At 68.9% G+C, this 21,782-nt stretch carries 8 protein-coding genes; all 8 read right to left on the reverse strand.

What is annotated here, in order from left to right; genetic code table 11:
- Positions 1–44 precede the first annotated feature (44 nt).
- Positions 45–569, reverse strand: a complete 525-nt coding sequence (locus AC5Y7E_RS19600) for an MTB12 family secreted protein (protein ID WP_499915495.1) — start codon at positions 567–569, stop codon at positions 45–47.
- Between the two features lie 221 nt (positions 570–790).
- On the reverse strand, positions 791–2,077 hold the full coding sequence (gene mbtG, locus AC5Y7E_RS19605; protein ID WP_499915493.1) for an NADPH-dependent L-lysine N(6)-monooxygenase MbtG: 1,287 nt from the start codon (positions 2,075–2,077) through the stop codon (positions 791–793).
- Positions 2,074–6,513: an amino acid adenylation domain-containing protein gene (locus tag AC5Y7E_RS19610; protein WP_499915491.1), complete on the reverse strand. Its 4,440-nt coding sequence runs from the start codon at positions 6,511–6,513 to the stop codon at positions 2,074–2,076. The genes mbtG and AC5Y7E_RS19610 overlap by 4 nt, the downstream gene beginning before the upstream one ends.
- Positions 6,510–13,091 (reverse strand): amino acid adenylation domain-containing protein, encoded by a 6,582-nt coding sequence (locus AC5Y7E_RS19615; RefSeq protein WP_499950417.1) that lies wholly within the window; start codon positions 13,089–13,091, stop codon positions 6,510–6,512. The genes AC5Y7E_RS19610 and AC5Y7E_RS19615 overlap by 4 nt, the downstream gene beginning before the upstream one ends.
- Position 13,092: 1 nt before the next feature.
- Positions 13,093–16,140 (reverse strand): mycobactin polyketide synthase MbtD, encoded by a 3,048-nt coding sequence (gene mbtD, locus AC5Y7E_RS19620; RefSeq protein ID WP_499915488.1) that lies wholly within the window; start codon positions 16,138–16,140, stop codon positions 13,093–13,095.
- Positions 16,140–17,480: a beta-ketoacyl [acyl carrier protein] synthase domain-containing protein gene (locus tag AC5Y7E_RS19625; protein WP_499915487.1), complete on the reverse strand. Its 1,341-nt coding sequence runs from the start codon at positions 17,478–17,480 to the stop codon at positions 16,140–16,142. The genes mbtD and AC5Y7E_RS19625 overlap by 1 nt, the downstream gene beginning before the upstream one ends.
- Positions 17,477–18,238: a thioesterase II family protein gene (locus tag AC5Y7E_RS19630; protein WP_499915485.1), complete on the reverse strand. Its 762-nt coding sequence runs from the start codon at positions 18,236–18,238 to the stop codon at positions 17,477–17,479. Before AC5Y7E_RS19630 ends, AC5Y7E_RS19625 begins: the two co-directional genes overlap by 4 nt.
- Positions 18,235–21,744 (reverse strand): non-ribosomal peptide synthetase, encoded by a 3,510-nt coding sequence (locus AC5Y7E_RS19635; protein ID WP_499950419.1) that lies wholly within the window; start codon positions 21,742–21,744, stop codon positions 18,235–18,237. Before AC5Y7E_RS19635 ends, AC5Y7E_RS19630 begins: the two co-directional genes overlap by 4 nt.
- Positions 21,745–21,782: the final 38 nt, after the last annotated feature.

Raw genomic sequence — 21,782 nt, forward strand, 5'->3', positions numbered from 1 at the left:
GGGGTTTGGTGTGAAACGTCGGTGTTACTCGACGCCGATCTGCCTTAGTTGGTCGCCGTCGCCGCCTGCAGCAGGGCAAGCGCCGCGTCGTGTTGCAAGACCCAGTTCCCGTTCTGGTTGACGAACACCAGGTGCTTGTTGACCGGCCCGGCGAACTTCGGCCCTGTGATGCCCACGTCGGCCTGGGCCATGTTCGGACCCGCCGGCGCGATGTTGGTCACGTTGAACTGCTCGGGGAAATTCCCGTTGCGGTAGGCCTTCCGCAGGTCGTGGTCGGCCACCATGCCCTCGTTCTGAGGGATGCCGTTTTCAACGAGGTTGGCCTTGTCCCGGTAGTTGACGCCGGGGTCGGTTGCTTGGGTGCAGAGGTTGGCCAATTGGTCAGCCGTCGGCAGCTGCCCCGGCGCTCCCGGTGGCGGCGGCGGGTCCTGCGGCAGTGGCGCGCCGACCGCAGCCAGTTGCACCTGATCGAGGCCGATCGGTGCGGCGATGGAAGCCACACCGGCGGCGGCGCCGCCAATGGCGGTCAAGGCCGCCACGCCCGTGGCAATGGACTTCACGGATATCACAGGTCCCCCTTCGATGCACATGGACCGTGGCGGATACCTTGCGGGCGGCCGCACGCGGTCACACGTCTCCAATGGATGAAGATGGTGTAAGTGTGCACCGTGAGTCCGGAATTTGTGTCTCAGGTGGGTCACGTTACGACGACGCTACGGTCGCAACGTGTCGAACATGCTAAACGAGCTGTGCCGCAAGAAGGTAGCCGCACAAAATTCGACCGGCGTCGTCAAAGGGTCTGGCGCTCATCGTGTCTAGTTCTCACCGAATGCCTGGACGGGCCGATGGTGGACCCCAGCACCCGGTCGGACAGCAGGCCAAGGCAACTCAGGTTGGGAAAACCGGGACCCTGGGTGAGTCCTGACAGGTTCGGCAGGAACAGCTTGGGCGTCACATCCGTGACGGCCAGGTCATAACCCATCGCCTCCTGCAGCCGCTCCGAGGTCAGCGGCCCGCCCAGGCCGAGCTCGAGCAGATCCAGCGCGTCCTGACTGAATAACGGTGCGAACCAAAGGGAGTCAGCGCCGGAGCCGTCGATCACGAGATCGAACCCGTGTACCGTCTCGAGGTTCTCGCTGCCGCGGTTGGTGGACAGCGTCAACCGGATCTGCCCCTCCTTGCCCACCGCGTGCGCGACGCGGCCACGCAGGTGGTGGATGCGATCGTCGGCCAGCAGAGCTTCCTGCACGTTGGACGAAAACACCCCACGGTCGGTGCGGGCCAGCGCGTCGCGGCGCTCGGCGAGGGTCAGGGCAGGCCAATTGGTGGGATCGGAGAACAGCGAATTCTCGAAAAACCCCTCGCCGCGAGTGAACAACGTAGCTTGCGGGGAAATCACGGTGATGCTCGACACGCGGTGGCGGAACAGTTCATAGAGCATCGCCGCGGCCGTCTCGCCACCGCCGATCACCGCCACCCGCTCCGCATTGATCCGGTCGTGATTGGCGGCGCGGTCCCAGAATTGGGCAATCGACAGCATGCGCGGATTGCCGGGGAGCAAGGACCTTTCGGCCTGGCCGGGACCGGTGATCATCAACGCATCGGCGTGCACGGTCGTCTCGTGGGTGTGCAGCGCCCAGCGGTCCCCGGTGATCGCCAATCGTTCGACGTCACCGTGCACCACGTTCATTCCGACGTGGTCGGCAACCCAACTCAGGTACTGGCTCCACCGGCGATGCGTCGGCGCCGGTCTGCCGCGGTCGATCCATTCGGCGAACGACGCGGTCGCGATCAGATATGACTGCCAGCTGTAGCGGGTCATCCGGTCGTCGAGTTCGGCGTTGCGGCGCGGCACCAGCGCCGACCGGTAGGGGAACCCGACGTCTTTTTCCGGGCTGGTGCCCAGCCGGTGCGCACCGTCGGTCCAGCCGCCGCTGGCCTGCCAGTTCGCCGCGACGCCGATCCGCTCCACGGCCACCACGTCGGGAACCTCGACGCCCATTTCGCGCAGCGCGAAGGCCTTGGCCGCCACGGCCACCGCCTTGGCGCCGGCTCCCACGATCGCCAGTGTGCTCATCTCACCGCCTCCCGCAGCGAATCGATCCAAAGTTGCTGTAGCGCGGCGATATCCGCGTCATCGAGAACGTCGGGCAGGGCGCGCCACTGCGCCGCGAGAACCCGCTCGCCGTCATAGGTCAGCACCATCGCCGCGATGGTGAGCTCGTGGCGCACCGCCAGCTCCGGCTCGGGCACCGGCGACGTCCCGGCGAGTAACTCGCGCTCGAGCCGCAGCCCCATGCCGCCGCCGGTGTGGGCGGCGCCGAGATAGTTCAGCAGCAGTTGCGGGGGCGAAAATGCGGCGAACCGCTCGGCGGTGTCGTCGCGCAGGTAGCGCAACAGCCCGTAGTCGAGGCCATCGCCGGGGATGGCCGACAGCTTCTCCCCCACCTTGTGCGGATCCGTCGAGTCCAGTCGCACCGGGTAGATGGAGCTGAGCAATCCAACCGTGTCGCCGGTGTCGATGGCGTGTGCACCCGGCGCGTCCACCAAACTATCGGCACGGCCGTGGGTTTCGAGTGCGAGCAGCGGCGGGGGCGTGGCTTGGCCGCGCAGCTCGCGCCAGCGCGTCACCGTCGCGGCCGTCGCGGCGACCAGGAGCGTGGGCAACGACAGGTCCGATTCCAGCAGCCGGCGGGTGACCTCGGCGTCGGTGACGACGTTACGGACGAGCACATTGCGAGCCCGGTCGCGGATTGGATCGACGCGCCGGGCGCCGAGGTCAGGATCGTCGCCGTCCAGTTGCGCCGCCCAGAATTCGACCGTGTCCAGCCGGTGTGCCCGCGCGGTGAGCGCGGCTGCCCAGCGCCGATAACTCGTGTGTTCGCGGACGGGTGCGGGCGCGTGGCCGGAGGCCGAGGCCGTCAGGGCGGCAGCGAGTTCGCCGAGGATGACTCGCCACGACGCCGGGTCGAGCGCGACGACGTGCGCGGCCAGCAGCAGAACGCTGCCTCCCGCCGGCGGTCGTAACCACACCGCGGACAGCAGCGTTCCGCGTTCGGGGTCCAGGCGGTCGACGGCCTGGGCGACGTGGGCCGGCACGGCGCCGGCCAGATCGTCAACCACCTCAACCTCGTTGACGAGGTCGGCGGTATCGGCGGCCGGCACGGGCACCAGGGTCATGCTGGACCGGTCGAGCCGGGTGCGCAGCACTTCGTGGCCCTCGATGATCCCGGCCAAAGCCGCATGCAACCGCTCGCGGTGCAGCGTCTCGGGCAGCCGGATGGCTTCGGTCTGGGCGAGCCTGCATGGGTTGCCGAATTCGTAGAGCCACCGGCCGTTGGGCAGCAACGGCATTGGCCCGGTGCCCGTGTCAACCTGCTGGGCAGCGGCCGCGGTCTCCGAGTCGATCGCCTCGGCCAGTTCGCGAACGTTGCTGCACTCGAGGATGAGCCTGGCGCGCAACGCAATTCCGCGTGCACGGGCCGCTTGTACCACCGACAGCGCCATGATGCTGTCCAGGCCGAGCTGCAGGAAGTCTGCGGTGACGTCGATGCGCGGTTGCCCGAGCAGCTCGGCGAGCAGTTCGGACAGCGCGGCTTCCGTGTCGGTCTCGGGCGTCGCCGCGCCAACCTCGGACTCGGCGTGATCGAGAGCCGCCAACGCGGCTTCGTCCAGCTTTCCGTTGGCGGTCAACGGGATTTCGTCGACCAGGACGATGCGATGTGGAACCATGTAGCGCGGCAGCCGGGTGCTGAGCATGCTCCGCAGCTCGGCGGTTGCCGGCCGGGCGGTGGCCGTGTCGGTGGCCACGTACGCGGTGAGCCGGGCGATGCCCCGGCGCTGCTGTACCAACACACCCGCGTGCCGCACGGCCGGGTGCGATTCGAGGGCGGCGGCGATCTCGCCGGGTTCGACGCGGTGGCCGCGGATCTTCACCTGGGCGTCGGCGCGGCCCACGTATTGCAGTGCGCCGCTGGGCAACCGGCGCACCAGGTCGCCGGTGCGATACATCCGTTCGGCCCGGCCAAACGGGTCGGCGAGAAAGCGGGCCGCGGTCTCGGCGGCGCGGCCGAGGTAGCCGCGGGCCAGCTGGGCACCGCCCAGATACAGTTCACCCGTCGCCCCGCAGGGCACCGGGCGCAGCGCGGAATCCAGCACGTAGCCGCGGGTGTGCCGGGTCGGCCGCCCGATGGAGGGTTCGTCGTGCTCGGCTATGGCCGCGACCACCGCCTCGACCGTGGTCTCGGTCGGCCCGTAGCAGTTGTAGGCCGTCATCGACGTCGTTTCGCACGTGTTGCGGATCCGGGCCCAGGCCGAACCGCCGACCGCCTCGCCGCCCAGCGCCAGCACCGTCAGTGGCGCCTCGGTCAGCAAACCAAATGCGTGCAGTTGAGCAAACATCGACGGGGTGGTGTCGATCATGTCGATTCCCTGCGCGGCGATCAGCGCGACGAGCGCCTCGGCATCGGTCTGGGTGTGTTCGTCGACGACATGCACGCGATGCCCGTCGAGCAAACCGACCAGCGGCTGCCACGCGGCATCGAAGGCGAACGACCACGCGTGGGCGACCCGCAGCGGCCGGCCCAGTTTGTCGGCCGCCGGCCGCAACACGCGGTCCAGATGATCGTCGGCGTAGGCGCCCACCGCGCCGTGAGTTCCGATGACGCCCTTGGGTTCTCCGGTGGTGCCCGAGGTGAACACGACGTACGCGGCCTGGGCGGGTGGAACGTCCACCGCGATGAAGTGGTCGTCGCGCGGTTCGCCGTGCTCCAGCAGCGACTCGGTGAGCTCTTCGTCCAACACGATCAGGGCGCCCGATTGACGCAGGATCGAGTTCACCCGTTCGGGGGGCATTCCCGGCTCCATCGGCACGCACATGCCGCCGGCCTTGAGCACGGCGAGTATCGCGATGACGTACCGCGGGCCCCGGGAAAGCCGGATGCCCACCGGCGTTTCGGGCGTGACCCCCCGGTGTGCGAGTCGCGCCGCCAGCCGGGTGCTGTGCAGGTCGAGGTCGCGATAGCTCAGCGCGCCACCCGCCCAGCTGACCGCCGGGCGGTCCGGTGTCCTGGCCACAACGTCGGCGAAGCGGGCGTGAATGCTCAACGGCGGCAGTGGCTTTGGCGTACCAGCGGCGCCCAGCGGGTGCGCCTCATCGTCAAGCAGGACACTGACGTCGCGCAGCGGACGCTCCCAGCCCTGCAACAGCCTCTCGGCGGTGGTGAGCACCCGCCGGCCCAGCGTGGCGGCGGGGACGGCACCCAGTGCTCCGTCGATCGCTTCGACCAGCACCACCAGCTCGCCGCCTTCCATGTGAGCGGCGATGGCGATGGGAAAGTGCGACAGGGTTTGCAGGGCGGACGGGCGAAATGTCGCTGCACCAGCGGTGAATTCGCCGCCCGCGGTCAGGCCGTCCATCGGGAAGTTCTCGTAGACCAGCAGGGTGTCGAACATTTCCCCGACCCCGCCGAGGGCCCGCAGTTGGGCGTGCCCCAGATAACTGTGCTCGCGCAGCAGCGCGGCGTCGCGCTGGACGGCTCGGCATTGCTCGCCGGCCGCCGCTGCCGGGTCCAGCCGCACACGCAGCGGCACGGTGTTGATGAACAGACCGACCATGGTTTCGACGCCGGTCAGTTCGGGCGGCCGACCGGACACGGTGACGCCGAAAACCACATCCTGCGTGTCGATCAGCCGCGACAACACCAGCGCCCATGCCATTTGCACCAGGGTGTTGACGGTGATGCCGCGGGCCCGGCTGTCGTCGATCAGCCGGGCGGTGGTATCGGCCGGCATTCGCAGCCCCGTGGTGCGCGGCAGCGCCGTCTGCCGGCCCTCGGTGGTCTCAACGGATCCCAGCGATGCGGCGAGCAGGGTGGGCCCCGGCATCCCCGCCAGGTGCTCGCGCCACACTCTGTGGCTGGTTTCCGGATCGCGATTCGCCAGCCAGCCGATGTAGTCGCGGTAGGGCCGCGGGGCAACCGGCAGCGCCGACGGGTCACCGCCGGCCTGATACAGGATCATCATCTCGTTGACGAACACCGGCAACGACCAGCCGTCGATCACGATGTGATGGGCGGTGAGCACCAAACGCCATTGCGCGCCTGGCAATTCGATCAACAGAAAGCGGATCGCCGGCCCTTGTTCCAGATCGAACGGGCGTCGGCGCTCGCCGGTTTCCAGCGCCGGCACGTCGGCGGGTGTCGCGGCGACCAGGCGCCACGGCAGCTCGACGCGAGACGGCACAACCTGTACCGGTCGCGGGATTCCCCGGCTGAAGAAGCTGGCCCGCAGGTTCGGGTGGCGCACCAGCATCTGCTCCGCGCAGTCACGCAGCAGCGCGACATCGAGTTCGCCGGAGATGTCCGCCGCGATGCCGATGACGTACGGGTCGTCGGCCGCTTCGCCGTCGGCGAATTCGGCGAGAGTGGTCAGCGAATACAAGCCCTCCTGCAGCGGGCTCAACGCCATCACGTCGTCGATGTCGGGCGCGACCTCGGTTTTGGCGGCCGTCATGTCGTGCCTTCGCGCGACGACGCGAAAAGTTGCGTCACGGCAGCCAGATCCGATGGCGACAGTCCGGAGGTACTCATCGGCTCGAAACGCGTGTCGGTCACCTGGGCGCCTTGTTCGATGTCGGCCCCTTCGTCGCCCACGGCGTCCAACGCCGCGGCCAACTGCTGCACCGTCGGATTCTCGAAGATCATGCGCGGACTCACGGCCAGGCCGACCGCCCGCGCCCGCGAGGCGAGCTGCACGGACAGGATGCTGTCGCCGCCGAGCGCGAAGAAGTCGTCGAATCGCCCGATTTCCGTGGTAGACAGCAACTCCGCGAAGACCTGGGCCAGCGCCCGTTCGGTGTCCGTGCGCGCGGGTTCGGTCTGGCCGCCGGTGCTGACCGCCGGCCGCGGCAGTCCCGGCCGGTTGAGTTTGCCCGATTCGGTTTTCGGGAGGACGTCGAGCACGGTGAGCGACGACGGCAGCATGTAACCCGGCAATGTGGTGGCGATCGCGGCACGCACGTCCGCCGCGAAGGACGACTTGCCGGCATCGTCGGTGATCGGTCGTTGCGGCACAACATATCCGGCCAGCGACGTGCCGCCGTGCACCTCCCACGTCCGCGCCGCCGCGGCGGCGACGCCGTCGGCTGCGGCCAGCGCCGCCTCGACCTCGGCGAGCTCGACGCGGAAACCGCGCACCTGCACCTGGTGGTCGGAACGCCCGATGAATTCCAGTTGGCCGTCCTCGGTCCACCGGGCCAGGTCGCCACTGCGGTACAACCGCGAACCGGGCTTTGCACCATAGGGGTTGGCGATGAACCGCGTCGCGGTCAGGCCCGCCCGCTTCCAATATCCTCGAGCCAGCTGGTCACCGGCGTAGTACAGCTCGCCCACCACGCCGACCGGCACGGGACGCAATCCATCGTCGAGCAGATAGGCCTCGGCGCCCGGGACGGGCTTTCCGACAAGCGGATTCGGCAGGACCAGCCGCCCCCGCGACACCGCGCCGGAGGTCTCGGTGGAGCCGATGTTGTTCAGCAACTCGATGCCGGCGCCGTCCTCGTCGGCGCACACCGACACCAGCCGCTGCAGCAGCCCCGCGCTCACCGGTTCGCCACCGCACACCAGCCGTGACAGCGAGCGCACGGCGGCGGGCCGGTCGTCCACCAACGCCGACACCAGGCTGGGCACCGCAGTGACCTGAGCGACCGAATACCGGTTCATCAGCTCCCCGAGGGCCTCTGGATCGCGGTGCTCGGCGTCGTCGGCCAGGATCATGGTCGCGCCGACCGCCAGGCCGGCCAGCATTTCCATGCCGCCCTCGAGGAAGGTGATCGAGGCCTGCGCCAGTCGCACGTCGTCGGTTCGCGGCGGGTAGTGCCGCAGCTGCCAGTCCAGCCGGGCGGTCATCGAACGATGCGTGCCCACCGCGCCTTTCGGCTTGCCGGTGGACCCGGAGGTGAACACCAGATACATCGGGTCGTCGGGGTGCGGCAGCGGCAAGGCCCCCGACCGCGGAGCCGCGTCATCGCCGTTCACCACGGCGCGTACCTGGGGATCGTCCAGCGAGATCAGCTGTATGCCGGGCACCTGCGGCATGGTGTCCACCGCTTCGTCCGTCGCGACCACGACCGGCGGCGTGACGTCGTCGAGCATCAATTGCTTTCGCGCCAGCGGATAGCCGGGGTCGATGGGAAAGTAGCCGGCGCCCGCCTTCATGATGGCCACCAGCGCCACCACCAGCTCGATGCTGCGCCGGGTCGACAGCCCGACCAGCGACCCAGGGCCCACTCCGTGCCCGACGAGCAGCGCGGCCAGGTTATCCGAACGACGGTGCAGCGCAGGGTAATCGATGCTCTGCTCGCCGCAGCGCACCGCGATGCGGCCGGTGCCCCACGCCCGGCTGGGTTCCAGCAGTTCCGGGATGGTGCGCGGCCGGTCGTGCGGCGGCTGCTCGCCGCGGCTCCAGTCCCGCAGAATGCGCTGCTGTTCCGTGGCATCGATCAGCCGCACGTCCCGCAAAGGCCGATCGAGGTCTTCAGCAAACTCGGTGAGCGCCCGGGTCAGCCACCCGGCCAGCCGCTCGATGGTGGTCCTGGCGTAGAGCTCGGTGCGGTAGATGAGATTGCAGTGGTAGCCGATGTCGCCGGAGCCGTCGGTGCCGAAGAAGTTGACGCTCAGATCCGCGTGCGCCATATCGAAGATGGGGTCCAGCGAGGTGCACACGGTGTCCCGTTCGCCGCTGCCCGCGGCGGCGGTCTCGATGACCCGGGTGGCGGACAGGTGATCCCGCACGTGCACGACGACCTGGAACAGCGGATTACGCGATAGCGAGCGCACCGGGCTGACGCTGTCGACCACGCGGTCGAACGGCAGGTCCTGGTGGGCGTAGGCGGCCAGCGCGGTCTCCCGGGCCCGCTTGAGCAGTTCACGCAACGTCGGGTTGCCGTCCAGGTCGTTGCGCAGCACCAGGATGTTGACGAAAAACCCGATCAGCTGGTCCAACTCGGCTTCGGTGCGGCCGGCGACCGGGGTGCCCAGCGGGATGTCGGTTCCGCCACCGGCTTTGTGCAACACCACGGCGACGGCCGTTTGCAGCAGCATGAATTCGGTGACGCCCAGCTCGCGGCACAGCTCACCGAGCTTGGCGCGGGTGGCCGAGTCGATGTGGAAATCGACCGATTCCCCGTCGCCGCTGGGCACCGGCTGGCGCGGGAAGTCCGGGCGCAGCCCGGTGTCCTCCGGCAGCCCGGCCAGTTGCCGCGTCCAATACTCCCGCTGGTCGGCGGCTATCGCGGATTCCTGCCCGCCGGCGTCCCCCAGGAACGTCCGCTGCCACGCCGCGTAGTCGGCGTACTGCACCCGAAGCGGGGCCCAGGACGGCGCTTCTCCCCCGCGCCGGGCCCGGTAGCCCGTCATCACGTCGGAGAACAGCACGCCGGCCGACCAATGGTCGGAAGCGATGTGGTGCACGACCACCGACAGCACGTGCTCGCCCGCGTTCTCGGTGCGCAGCACCGCGACCCGGATCGGCAATTCGGCGTCCAGCTCGAAGCAATGGCACCGCTCGACGTCGAGCTGTCGTTGCAGCCAGGCGTCGTCGGGTCCCACCTCGCGGCGAACCGGAATTTCGACGCCGGCCGGACCCACGACCTGATACGGCACACCGTCCAGCTCGACATAGCTGGTGCGCAGAATTTCGTGCCTGGCGACGACGTCGCCGATGGCGGCGATCAGCGCATCGATGTCCCACGGCCCGGTCAGTTTCGCCGCAAAGGGGATGTTGTTGACCCGGCTGGGCCCGTCGACGCGGTAGGCGAACCAGCTGCGGAGCTGTGACGCCGAGAGCGGCATGGGCTCGTCGTGCGCGGTGGTGATCAGCCTGGGCCGCGACGGCGTCAGTTCACCCGAAGTCAGCTGGTCGATCCGCTCGGCCAGCGCTGCGACCGTAGCGAGTTCGAACACGTCGCGGATGCCGATTTCCACGCCGCACTCCCCGCGGATGGCGGTGACCAGTTTGGTGGCGACCAGCGAGTGGCCGCCCAGATCGAAGAACGAGTCGTCGGCGCCCACCCGCTCGTGGCCGAGCAGCCCGGAAAACAGTTGCGCCACAAGCTGTTCGGTGGGGGTGGTGGGATCGCGGTATTCGGTGGCCGCCGCGATGTGCGGTTGCGGCAGCGCGGCGCGGTCGATCTTCTGGTGTGCGGTGATCGGGATTTCGTCGAGCACCACGTAGGCGGCCGGGGTCATGTAGTCCGGCAACGCCGCGGCAACCCGGGCCCGGATGCGCTCGACGTCAACCGTTTCCGTGCCGGCGCCCTGGGCCGGCGTCACGTATCCCACCAGGCTCTTGCCCAACTGCGGCAGGTCCATCGCCAGCACGATCGCCTGCCCGACGCTGGGGTCGACCGAGATGGCTGAAGCGATCTCACCCAACTCGATGCGGAAACCGCGGATCTTCACCTGTTCGTCGGCGCGGCCCACGAACTCGATGTCGCCGTTGGCGTTGCGGCGGGCCAGGTCACCCGAGCGGTACATCCGGCCGCCCGGCGTGAATGGGTCGGCGACGAAACGCTCGGCCGTCAGCGCAGGCCTGCGATGATAGCCATGGGCGACATGCGTTCCGGCGATATAGATTTCACCGATCACCCCGACCGGAACCGGCTGCAACGCGTTGTCGAGCAGATGCACCTGCGTGTTGATTTTGGGCCGGCCGATCGGCACCACCCGGGTGCCCTGGGCGCCCTCCACCGGATAGCTGGTGCAGTTCACCACCGTCTCGGTCGGCCCGTAGAAGTTGTACAGCGACGCGTCGAAGGTGGCGTGAAACTTGTCGGCGATCTCGCCGGGCAGGGGCTCTCCACCGATCGGGACGCGCCGCAGGGTCCGCCACTGGCCCACGCCGGGTAACGAGAGGAACAGACCCAACAGCGACGGCACGAAGTGCATCGACGTAATGCCCTCACGCGCCAGCAGTTCGGTCAGGTAGCCGATATCGCGCAGTCCATCGGGACGCGGAATCACCAAGCGGGCGCCCATGATCAGCGTGCCGAAAATTTCACCCATCGACACATCGAAGCTGGGCGAGGCGACCTGCAGCAGGCGATCGGTGTCGTCAACCCGGTATTCGTCGCCGAACCAGACGAAATACTCGGCGATCGGTGCGTGCGACACCGGAACGCCTTTGGGCAGCCCGGTGGAACCCGACGTGTAGATCAGGTAGGCGGTGTTTTGCGGGCTCAGCGGTCGGATGAGCTCGGCGGGCGCGGTGGCCGGATAGTGCCCCGCGTCGGTAACCGGTCCGCGCACAACCAGTTTGGCGTCCGCATCCTCGAGGATGAACGTCAGCCGGTCCTCCGGGTAGGTGGGATCCACCGGCAGATAGACCCCGCCCGCTTTGAGCACCCCGAGTGCGGTGATGACCAATTCGGGTGACTTGTCCAGTAGCACCGCGACGCGATCCTCGGTGCCGATGCCCTGCTCGATGAGCCAGTGCGCCACACGATTCGACTCTTCGTCGATCTCCAGGTAGCTGTAGGCGCGACCCTCGTAGACGACCGCGACGGCATCGGGCGTCTGCCCCGCCCTGCGCCCGACCAGTTCGGGCAGGGTGCTGGCCGGGGTGACGAATTCCTCGCCCGTCGACACCGCGCGCAGCCACTCGGCATCTTCGGCGCTCATCAACGCGCATGCCGACAGCTTCGCGTCGGGCTCGGACAGCAGGCCGTCGAGCAGGGCGGCGTAGTGACGCAGCAATTGCTCGACCAGTTGCTGATCCATGACCTCAACCAGGTACTCGGCCTCGAGCATGCCGCCGCTCGAGCCGTCGAACGTCCGGTTCAGCTCGACCATCAAGCTCAGCGGCAATTGGTTGAAATGCCCGCGCAATTCGCCGCGTTCGCAACGCACGCCGGGCGGGCAGAAGCCGGCGCCGTCGGGCTCGCGCTGCCCGAAGCTCACCCGGGTCATCCGGTCGGCGCCATGGCGACGATCCGGATTCGACTCGCGCACCAGCCAGTCCAGGTCGGCCCGCGAATGCGCGAAGGCGCCTACCGCGCCGTCACGCGTTTGGGCCAGCAGCTCGCGGAACGTCTGGTGCGGTTGCGGCCGCAGCCGAATCACCACCGTGTTGCCGTAATACCCGATCACATCCTCGGTGCCCGCGCCGCGGTTGAGGACCGGCGCCGCCACCAGGAAGTCGGTCGATTGGGTGTACCGGTGCACGAGCGTGGCGAACGCGGCCATCAACACCAGGTACGGAGTGGCGCCCGTCTCGCGGGCCAGCGCGGCCGCCCGATCGACGGTGTCCGCCGACAACCGCGTGAACGCGCGCTGCGCGCGCCAAGTGGTGGGAACCACCGAACCATTGGCCCCGGGAAGCTCGAGCGGCTCCGGCAGGTCGGCCATCAGTGGTCGCCAATAGTCCAGGTCTGCCTGACGGATGGCGGTCGCGGCCGCCGAATGATCCACCAGCGCTCGGGTATCGGCGAAGACGTCCGGTTCGGCGTATGCGCGAGTCAGATCGGCGAAGAACGGCGTCCACGAGCCATCGTCCCAGGCGATGTGGTGCGCGGTGATCAGCAGCATCAGCTTGTCGTCGGCCAGGCGCGCCGCCGTGACTCGCAACGGTGAATCCTTGCTCAGATCGAAAGGCCGGCGAAAGTCCCGCTGCGCCAGCACATCCAGCCGTAACCGGCGCGCCTGATCGGTCAGCCCGGTCAGGTCGTGCTCGGCCCATTCGGGTTGCAGGTTCGCGCGGATCACCGGATGTGGGTCACCCTCCCCGTCGGTGACATACGTCGTATGCAGCACGGGGTGCCGCGCGGCGACGGCGTCGAGCGCATGGTGCAATCGCGCGGTGTCGACCGTGCCGGACAGGCGGTAGGAGACGCAGATGTTGAGCAGCGCGCTGTCGGGATCAACGGACTGGACGAACCACATCCGGTGCTGCCCGACCGACATACGCGGCTCGCCGTCGCCCGCCACCGGCGCCACGGCCGTCGTCCTGGCCAGGCCACGCTCGGTGAGCTTGCGGCGCAGTAATTCCAGGCGCTCATCGTCGAGATGGGTGCTGACGCCGGTGGTGTCTGTCACGCTAGGAGTCCAACCTTTCTAGCATCGCGAGCGTTGAGTGGTGCGCACCGTTGGCGGCGCCGGGGCGCTCGAATGACGGCGGCATTACGGTCCCGCCGGTCGAGTCTGCACGCAACGCCTCGATCAGCTCGGTCACGGTGATGCCGCCGAGCATGCGGGACACCGGAACCGATTTGCCTAGCGTGCGGCGCAGCCGCTTACGCAGGTCGAGTGCGAGCAACGAGTCCACACCCAGGTCAATGAGCGACGTGCCAGGGTCAATCGATGGCGAATCACCCAGGTGCAACGTCGCGGCCAGTTCGGCCCCGACTATCTCGGCGAGTGGCTTCTCAACCGGGCTTTCGCGGCCGTCGTCGTCGTCGCCGGTGCGGGCGGCGACGAACGGCATTGGCATTCCCTGACTTTCGAAGAAGACCCGGAGCCGCTCGAAGTCGGCATCGAAAATCAGTGGATCGCCCTCGTAGCGATACAGACTGGCCTCGATCGCCCGCTCCGGTTCCATTGCCACCAGACCGGAGCGCTCGGTGCGGGTGATCTCGTTACCCACCACTACCCCGGCGCCCTGCCACAGGCCCCATCGGATCGCCGTGCAGTCGCGGCCCGCGGCACGCAACTGCGCGGCCAATACGTCGAGCATCCGGTTGGAAGCCGCGTACGCCGCGTGGCTGTAGCCGCCCCAAACTCCGAATACCGATGAGCAGGCCAGGATCCGGCAGTCCGGCCGCAGCGGCCACACATCGACCAGCGCGGCCAGTCCATTGACCTTGGCCCCGCAGACCGCCGCGACGTCCGCACCGGTGAGATCCGCACGCGAGCGCGCTCGTGCGATGCCCGCGGTGTGGATCAGTAATGACGCACCCGACCCCGCATTGGCGGCAACCGCGGCAAGCGCGGCGCGATCGGTGATATCGCACTGCGGGGCGCGGACCTCGGCGTCATGCCGGTCGGCGAGCTCACGCAGTACGGCCGGGTCAACGCCGTTGCGGCTCAACAGGGTAACGGTGCGGGCGCCGCGGTCCAGGCAATACCGCGCGTACTGTAGCCCGATGGCTCCGCTGCCGCCCGTGATCACCACGTCCTCCAGCGCGGCGGCCTCGAGTGGTCGCCGAGTCACCGGTTCGCGGCACGCGCGAAACGTCCGGGCGTAGCGTCGCGGAGATTCGCCGCCCCGCAGCGCGACCTCGGCCGCCTCGCCGAGCAGCACCTCGACGGCGGCCTGTGCCGTCGCGGGATCGAGATCGCGGTGCGCGAGATCCAGGTGCCCGAAGGCCTGATCCGCGAACTCGAAGCCGACGCTGCGATGCATGCCCGCCAGCGCCGCCTGAGCCGGAGAGACGCCTGCGTCATCCCGGTCGATCTGTTCGGCGCCGGCGGTGAGCAACCAGACGGCCCGGCATCGAGGGCCGATGAGCGCGGGATAATCGGGGAGACCCGCATCGGGCCGGCCCGCGATCCGATCGATTGCGGCGGACGTGTCGAGTTCGTCGATTTCCGCAGCGGCCACCACGAGGATTTCCGCTTGATTCGGTGACACCGCTCGGCAGTCGCCGTGTGCAGCAACGGCATCGACGAGTCGCTGCGTCAGCGCGCCCGCACCGGAGAAGCCGATGTCGACGGCGGGAGCCACCGGTGTGATCGGCGCCGTCATCGGCCGCCAGTCCTCGACGGCCGCGGTGAGCGGCTGCGCCGGCGCCGCTTCGGTCAGTCGTTCCGGTGCCGCCCACAGGTGCACCGCGCGCATCGGGGCGTTCGGGAATCCCCGCAGCGCGGGCCGGCCGCTGATCGGGACGGCGTCGGCCCATTTGCAGCCGGGGTCCGCGGTCGCGATGGCGGCGATGCTCGCCGACAGCGAATCGGTGATGGATCGGTCGCGATGCCCCGAGCCGACGATGACGGTCGACTCGTCGTCGACGATGCCGCCCAGGGGGTAGAGCAGCGACGGGTGCGCCGAAAGCTCGACGAACGCGTCGACCCCGCAGGCGCGGGCATATCCCACGGCGAGGTCGAACCGCACAGTGCCACAGAGGTTTTCATACCAATAGTCGGAGAAATCGGTCGTGTCGCCCAACTCGGTTCCCAGCGTGGAGCCGATGAATCTCACCGGCGCGTCCCGGAACGCCGACTTCGGCGTCAGCTCGGCCAGACTCGTCCGCAGCGGTCGAAGCGCACTGGTGTGTCCGGGATAGTCGACGGAGAGTTGCTGGCTGAAGATGCCACGCTGCTGGGCCAGCCGCACTGCGGCGACCACCGCCTCGTGATCGCCGGCGACCACGGTCGACGACGGCCCGTTGACCGCCGAGACTTCCAGCCAGCCGGGCGTCTCGGCCAGCAGCGACTGCGCGATGTCGAGGCCGGTCCCGAGCACCGCCATCGCGTAGCGGCCGGTCAGTTGGTCCACAACGGTCGCGCGCGCAACCACCAGTGCGACGGCGTCCGGTAGCGAAAGCGCTTCGGCCACATAGGCGGCCGCCACCTCGCCGAGGCTGTGGCCGATGGTGACGTCGGGCAGCACCCCGTAGGATCGCCACGCTTCTGACAGACTCACCGCGTGGGTGAACTGCCCCGCCTGAATCTCGGTTCGCGACCAGTTGCGCTCGTCGTCGCTCACCAGATATGGCAGCGGAGAAGGAAATCCGGCGGATGTGAACGCGTGTGCGCACCGGTCGGCGGCCTCGCGGTAGGCCGGCAGCCGCCGGTAGGCCTCTGCTCCCATCGCCTGCCATTGATTGCCCTGGCCCGGGAACACGAACGCGATGCGCGGCGGCGTCGTCTGGGCGGAGCGCGACACCAACTCGTGTTCTTCGCCGTGAGCGATCGCGGACAGTCCGGCGGCCAGCTCGGCGCTGTCCGCCGCTCGTACCACCGCGCGGTGACGTCGCACGCGGCGCAACCGCAGCAGGGTCGCGGCGACCTCGGCGGTCAGGTCTGCCGAGTCGTCGGCACGACCAAGGTAGTCCGCGATCGCCAAGGCGTCCCGCCGGAGCAACTCTGGGTCGTGGGCGCTGAGCAGCACCGGGACGCGCCCGTCCGGCAGTCGATGGGTCCGCATCATGCGACCTCGGGGACGGTGACGATCAGATGTGCGTTGGTGCCCGCGATGCCGAACGCGGACGCCGCGGCGGTGCGCTGCCCGTCGATGGCCGGCCACGGTGTCAGCGTCTGGGCCAACCGCAACCCTTGTGTGTCCCAGTCGATTTCGGGGCTCGCTTCGCCGGCGTGCAGGGTGGCTGGTACGGCGCCGTGTTCGGCCGATACCAGCACCTTGGCCAGCCCCAGCGCACCCGCCGCGGCCAGCGAGTGGCCCACGTTGGATTTCACCGAACCCAGCAACGCCCCGCGGCCGGGTTCGGTCTCGCCGTACGTCTCGGCCAGCGACCGCAACTCGGTCCGGTCACCGAGGCGCGTGCCAGTGCCGTGCCCCTCGATCATTCCCACCTCGGCGGGTTTGACCCCGGCCTGGCCGATCGCGCGCCGGAACAGCCGCACCTGGGCATCACCGCTGGGCGCGCTCAGACCGGCGCTGCGCCCGTCCTGATTCATGGCGGTGGCCCGCACCTCGGCGACGATCCGCCGACTGGCGCGCAGCGCGGCCGACTTACGTTGCAGCACAAACATCGCCGCTCCCTCGGCCCACACGGTTCCGCTGGCCTGCGCGCTGTAAGGGCGGCAGTATCCGTCGTCGGAGAGTGCGTGCTGTTTGGAGAATTCGACGAAGAAGCCCGGCGAACCCAGCACGTTGACCCCACCCGCGATGGCCAGGTCGCAGTCGCCGTTCTGCAGGGAGCGGGTGGCGACGTGGAACGCCACCAGCGCGGACGCGCACGAGGAGTCCAGGGTCAGCGCCGGCCCGGTCAATCCCAGTGTGTAGGCGATGCGGCCCGAGATCACACTGAGCGCGGTGCCGGCCAGCAGATGACCGCTGTGTTCGGAGAACCTGGCCATGTCGGGTCCGTAGCCGGTGGCCGAGGCGCCGACGAAGCAGCCGACATCGTGCCCGGCCAGGTCGTCGGGATTGATGCCGCTGTTTTCGCACGCACGCCAGGCCACCCGTAACGCCACGCGCTGCTGCGGGTCCATCACGACGGCCTCGCGGGGCGAGATGCCGAAGAACTCTGGATCGAATGTGGTTGCCCCGGTGAGGAAGCCGCCGCGGTCATGGATTTCTTTGAAGCCGCTGCGGCGCGAGCCGGCGAGCAGTTCGCGCACCGCCCATCCGCGGTCGGTGGGAAACGGACCCAGCGCCTCGCGGCCGTGGGCCAGCAGATCCCAGTAGTCCTCTGCGGTTTCGATGCCGCCGGGCGCCTCCACACCCATTCCCACGATCACGACGGGATCGGCGCCGTCGTCGTGTGGACCCTCGCCAAAGGCATTGTCAGACATCGGCATCACCCGGCATTCACCTGCGCGGCGACCGCCTCGACGTGGTCATAGACGTAGAAGTGCCCGCCGTCATACAGCGACACCGCGAACGATCCGGCGGTGTGCCTTTCCCACTGCTTGAGCACGACGGCGGCGATGCGGTGGTCGTCGTGACCGCCCAGCACGTGAATGTCGGCGCCGATGCGGACATCGGGGCTGGGTTCATACCCGTTGAAGGCGCGGTAGTCGGCGCGTACGGCGGTGGTCAGCAATTCGGAAAACTCTTCGTCGGCAAGCAGTTCGGGGTCGGTACCACCCAGATCGGCGATATCGGCCAACAGTCCGTCGTCACTGGTCGGCAGTTCGGGCATGTCGGCGACGACGCAGGGCGGCGGACCGGCCGATACCCAGAGCTTCTGCACGGCCGCGCCGTACGCTTCGGCGACGCGGGCGAACTCGAAGGCGACGACGGCGCCCATGCTGTGCCCGAACAACTTCAGCGGCGCGACGCTTGGCCACGGCGCCGCCCGAAACAGGCTGACGGCCAGGTCGTGCACGCTGTCGTGCGCCGGTTCGGTGAGGCGGTCGGCCCGCTGCGGGTACTGCACGACGTAGGTGTCGCCACCGGCGGCCAGCGCCGCCGCCAGTACCCGGTAGCTCGCGGCGGCCGCGCCGGCGTGCGGAAATATCACGGTGGCACCGGTCGACGATCCGTTGCCGCGGCCAGGGGTCAGCTTGATCCAGGACGGGAACGTGGAAGACACGGTGATCAAGTTATTCACAGTCATTGCGCCGTATACGATTTCGCAGGCGGACGAGACGCCGCCAGAACCGATTCGGCGTCCATGCCGACGACTTCCAGGTACAGCTCGGCGACCTGATCCAGCCTGCCGGGGTCGTTCTCTGCGGCGCTGAGCACCGCGGCCAGCGCCGACACGGTTCGGTTGGCGAAGATGTCGGCGACGATGATGTCCGGTGCGTCCAGCCACGCCCGAATCCTCGCCACCGCCTGGGTGGCGAGCACCGAATCGCCGCCGAGCGCGAAGAAGTCGTCGTCGACTCCGACGTCTTCGCGGCCGAGCAGATCACCGACGATCATCGCCAGTGCCGATTCCAAGGGTGTCGACGCGCGGCGGTGGCCGGGCCGCTGCGCTTGCGAGGCGGCGGTCTCCAATTCGCGTGCGGCGGTCCGCCGGTCGAGCTTTCCGGCATCGGTGAAACCGATCCGCTCTACCACCGTGATGTGGCGTGGGACCATGTGCGCGGGAACCAGCTCACCAAGGCGCCGCCGCATCCGCTCGGCGGTCAAAGATGCGTCGTCGGTGCACACCTGCGCGGCGAGCACGTCGGATTGCCCGGATACGGGGATCAAGGCGGCCACCGCCGTCCGCACCCCGGGCACGCGCCGCAACGCGGTCTCGATCTCGCCCAGCTCGACGCGATACCCGCTGATCTTCACGCGGTGGTCGGCGCGGCCGACGAATTCGAGGACGCCGTCCGGCCAGTAACGCACCAAATCGCCGGTGCGGTACCAGGTTCGGCCGTCATGCTGGACGAAGCGTTCCGCAGTGAGATCGGGACGTCCGCGGTAGCCGCGCGCGACGCCGCGGCCGGACACCCAGAGCTCCCCCGGGACCCAGTCGGGGCAGTCGGCGCCGGTGTCGCTGACGACGCGGCAGGCGTTGTTGGGGAGCGGGATGCCGAAGGGCAGGGCCGCCCAATCGTCCGGCAGCACCCCCGTTACCTCGAAAATGGTGTTGTGCACCGGGGTTTCGGTCGCACCGCCGAGGCCCGCGAAGCGCAGGTTCGGCGCTTCGGCCCGTAGGCGACGTACCACCTCGGGGCGCACCCAGTCGCCTCCGGTGGGAATCACCCGCACCGAGGAGAGGCGCCCGCTTCCGACTTCGATCAGCATCTCCAGCCAGCCGGGCATGAAATGCAGCACGGTGACTTTATGGGTGTTAATCAGCCGTGCCCAGGCGTCGGGATCGCGCCGCTGGGCTTCCTCGACCACCACGATGGCCCCGCCGGTACGCAAGGTGACGAACACGTCCATCACCGAGATGTCGCCTTCCAGGGTCGACAGTGCCAGGCATCGGTCCGCGGGACCGATCTCGAAGTGGCGACCGATGAATTCCACCGTGTTCATCGCAGCGTCGTGGGTGACCTCAACGCCTTTGGGTTCGCCGGTGGAGCCCGAGGTGAACAACACATAGGCGAGCTCGTCGGGATCGATTCTCGCTGAGGCCATCTCGGCGCCGACGGAGGGGTTGCGAAGCACCTCGGCGAGTACCAGCTCGGGCACCGGCAGGGACAGCCGTTGTCCCCCGCACACCAGCGCCAGGCTCACCCGACCGGTCTCGAGGATCCGCTCGGCACGGTCACGCGGCTGGTCGACACCGACCGGCAGGTAAACGGCGCCGACGGACAGGATGCCCAGCAACGCCGGAATCTGCTCGGCGGTTTTCGGGCCCATCACCGCGATGGTGTCGCCAGCCGCGACGCCGGCAATGCGCAGCGCCGCGGCCACCGCCCACGCCTGGTCGCGCAGTTGCGCGTAGCTGAGATCACCGCTGCTCGCGAACACGGCCGGGGCGTCGGGCCGCTGCTCGGCTTGCCGAAAGAACCCGTCGTGCAACGCTTCTCCGCTGGGTTCGGCGGTGCGGGCGTTGGCCGACTCCCGCACCGCACGCTGCGCCCCCGGCAGCGGCGAGGGGCCCAGCGCGTCCCACGCGTCGTCGGCGGCGGCCAGCCGGTGCAGCTCGTCGATGTGGTAGGCGAACATGGAGTCGATGACGCCCGAGGGGAAGATGCCTTCGCGCACATCCCAATTCACCAAGACCCCGCCGTCGAACTCGGTGACCTGCGCGTCAAGCAGCACCTGCGGACCCTGGGAGATGATCCAACCCGGCGTGCCGAATTGGCCGGTCACGTCGCGGCTGAATAGTTCGCCGAGCCCGAGCGCGCTGGTGAACACCACCGGCGCGAGCACCTGGGTGCCGCGATGGCGGCTGAGGTCGCGCAACACCGACAGGCCGGGATAGGCGGAGTGGGCGGCGGCCGCACGCATCGCGTCCTGCACGGCCCGTGCCCGCGCCGTGGCGGTGTCTGCGCCGACGAGATCGATGTCGAGCAGCAACGACGAGGTGAAGTCACCCACCAACGCGTCGACGTCCGGGTGCAGAGCCTGGCGCCCGAACAGCGGGACGTTCAGCAGGAAGCGCGAGGTGGTCGACCAGCGGGCCACGGTGTTGGCGAATCCCGCGGCCAGCGCCATCGCCGGGGTGATGCCGCGTGCCTGGGCGCGGGCGAACAGCGCATCGCGGGTTTGCGGGTCGAGCCAATGCCAGCGCCGGGTGCTCCGGTTCGCACCGCGGCCGCCGGTCGACGGCAATGCGGGCGGGTCTGGCAGCTCCGCGAGGCGCTGGGCCCACCAGGCCCGGTCGGCCTCGCGCGACGGCTGCGGTTGTGCGTCCTCGGCCTCGATGGCTTGGCGGTACTGCCGGTAGGTGTAGCTCAGCCCCGGGAGGTGGCGGCCACGGTAGAGGGCAGCCAGATCGGCCATCAGGGTGCGATAGCTCATCGCGTCGGCGGCCTGCATGTCGAGGTCGACGTGCAGCCGGGAGCGCTCGCCCGGAAGCAGCGTCACCGCCAGTTCGAACACCGCGCCGTCGAGCTGCTGGTGTGATTTGGCGTCGCGGGTCGCGGCGAGCCGATGCTCGACCTCGTCGGTGCTCCACGAGCGCAGGTCCTCGACGCTGACCGGGAAGTCGCCGCTCTCGGCGGCCGCGGGGATGCGCTGGTTTCCGTCGGGCAGGAACCGCACCCGCAGCATCGGGTGACGACGTGCCAGCGCGGTGGCCGCCCTGCGCAGGCGCTCGGCGTCGATCGGCCCGCCGTCGAACTCCACGTAGAGATGACCGGCAACCCCACCCAGTTGCTGGTGGTCATGGCGACCGACCCACATCGCGTGTTGCATGGGGGCCAGGGCGAATGGCTCGTCCTCCCCGGATGGGTCGCCGGGCGCCTCGGCGGTAAAGATCTGCTGGTCGGCGCCTTGCCCGCCGTCTTCGACCAGGCGGGCCCAGGCTTCGATCGTCGGGGTTTCGGCAAGTGTGGCGAAGTCGATGGCGATGCCTTGGCGGCGCCAGCGGCCGGCCAGCGTCATGATCCGGATGGAGTCCAGGCCCTGGCCGATCAGGTTGCTACCCGGCTGGACTGCATCGACGTCAACGCCGAGCAGTTCGGCCACCTCCGCCCGGATGTCCTCCGAGCGTGCCGAGGCGTGCACCACAGACCCTCCCTGATTAGCACAGGCTGCCCTAATTTTTT

Source organism: Mycobacterium sp. NGS17, assembly GCF_059813205.1.

Coding starts and splice junctions, on each gene's coding strand:
- mbtD (WP_499915488.1), bottom strand. CDS start 16,140: ATGCGGACCCATCGACTGCCGGACGGGCGCGTCCCGGTGCTGCTCAGC.
- AC5Y7E_RS19610 (WP_499915491.1), bottom strand. CDS start 6,513: ATGACGGCCGCCAAAACCGAGGTCGCGCCCGACATCGACGACGTGATG.
- mbtG (WP_499915493.1), bottom strand. CDS start 2,077: ATGAGCACACTGGCGATCGTGGGAGCCGGCGCCAAGGCGGTGGCCGTG.
- AC5Y7E_RS19630 (WP_499915485.1), bottom strand. CDS start 18,238: ATGACTGTGAATAACTTGATCACCGTGTCTTCCACGTTCCCGTCCTGG.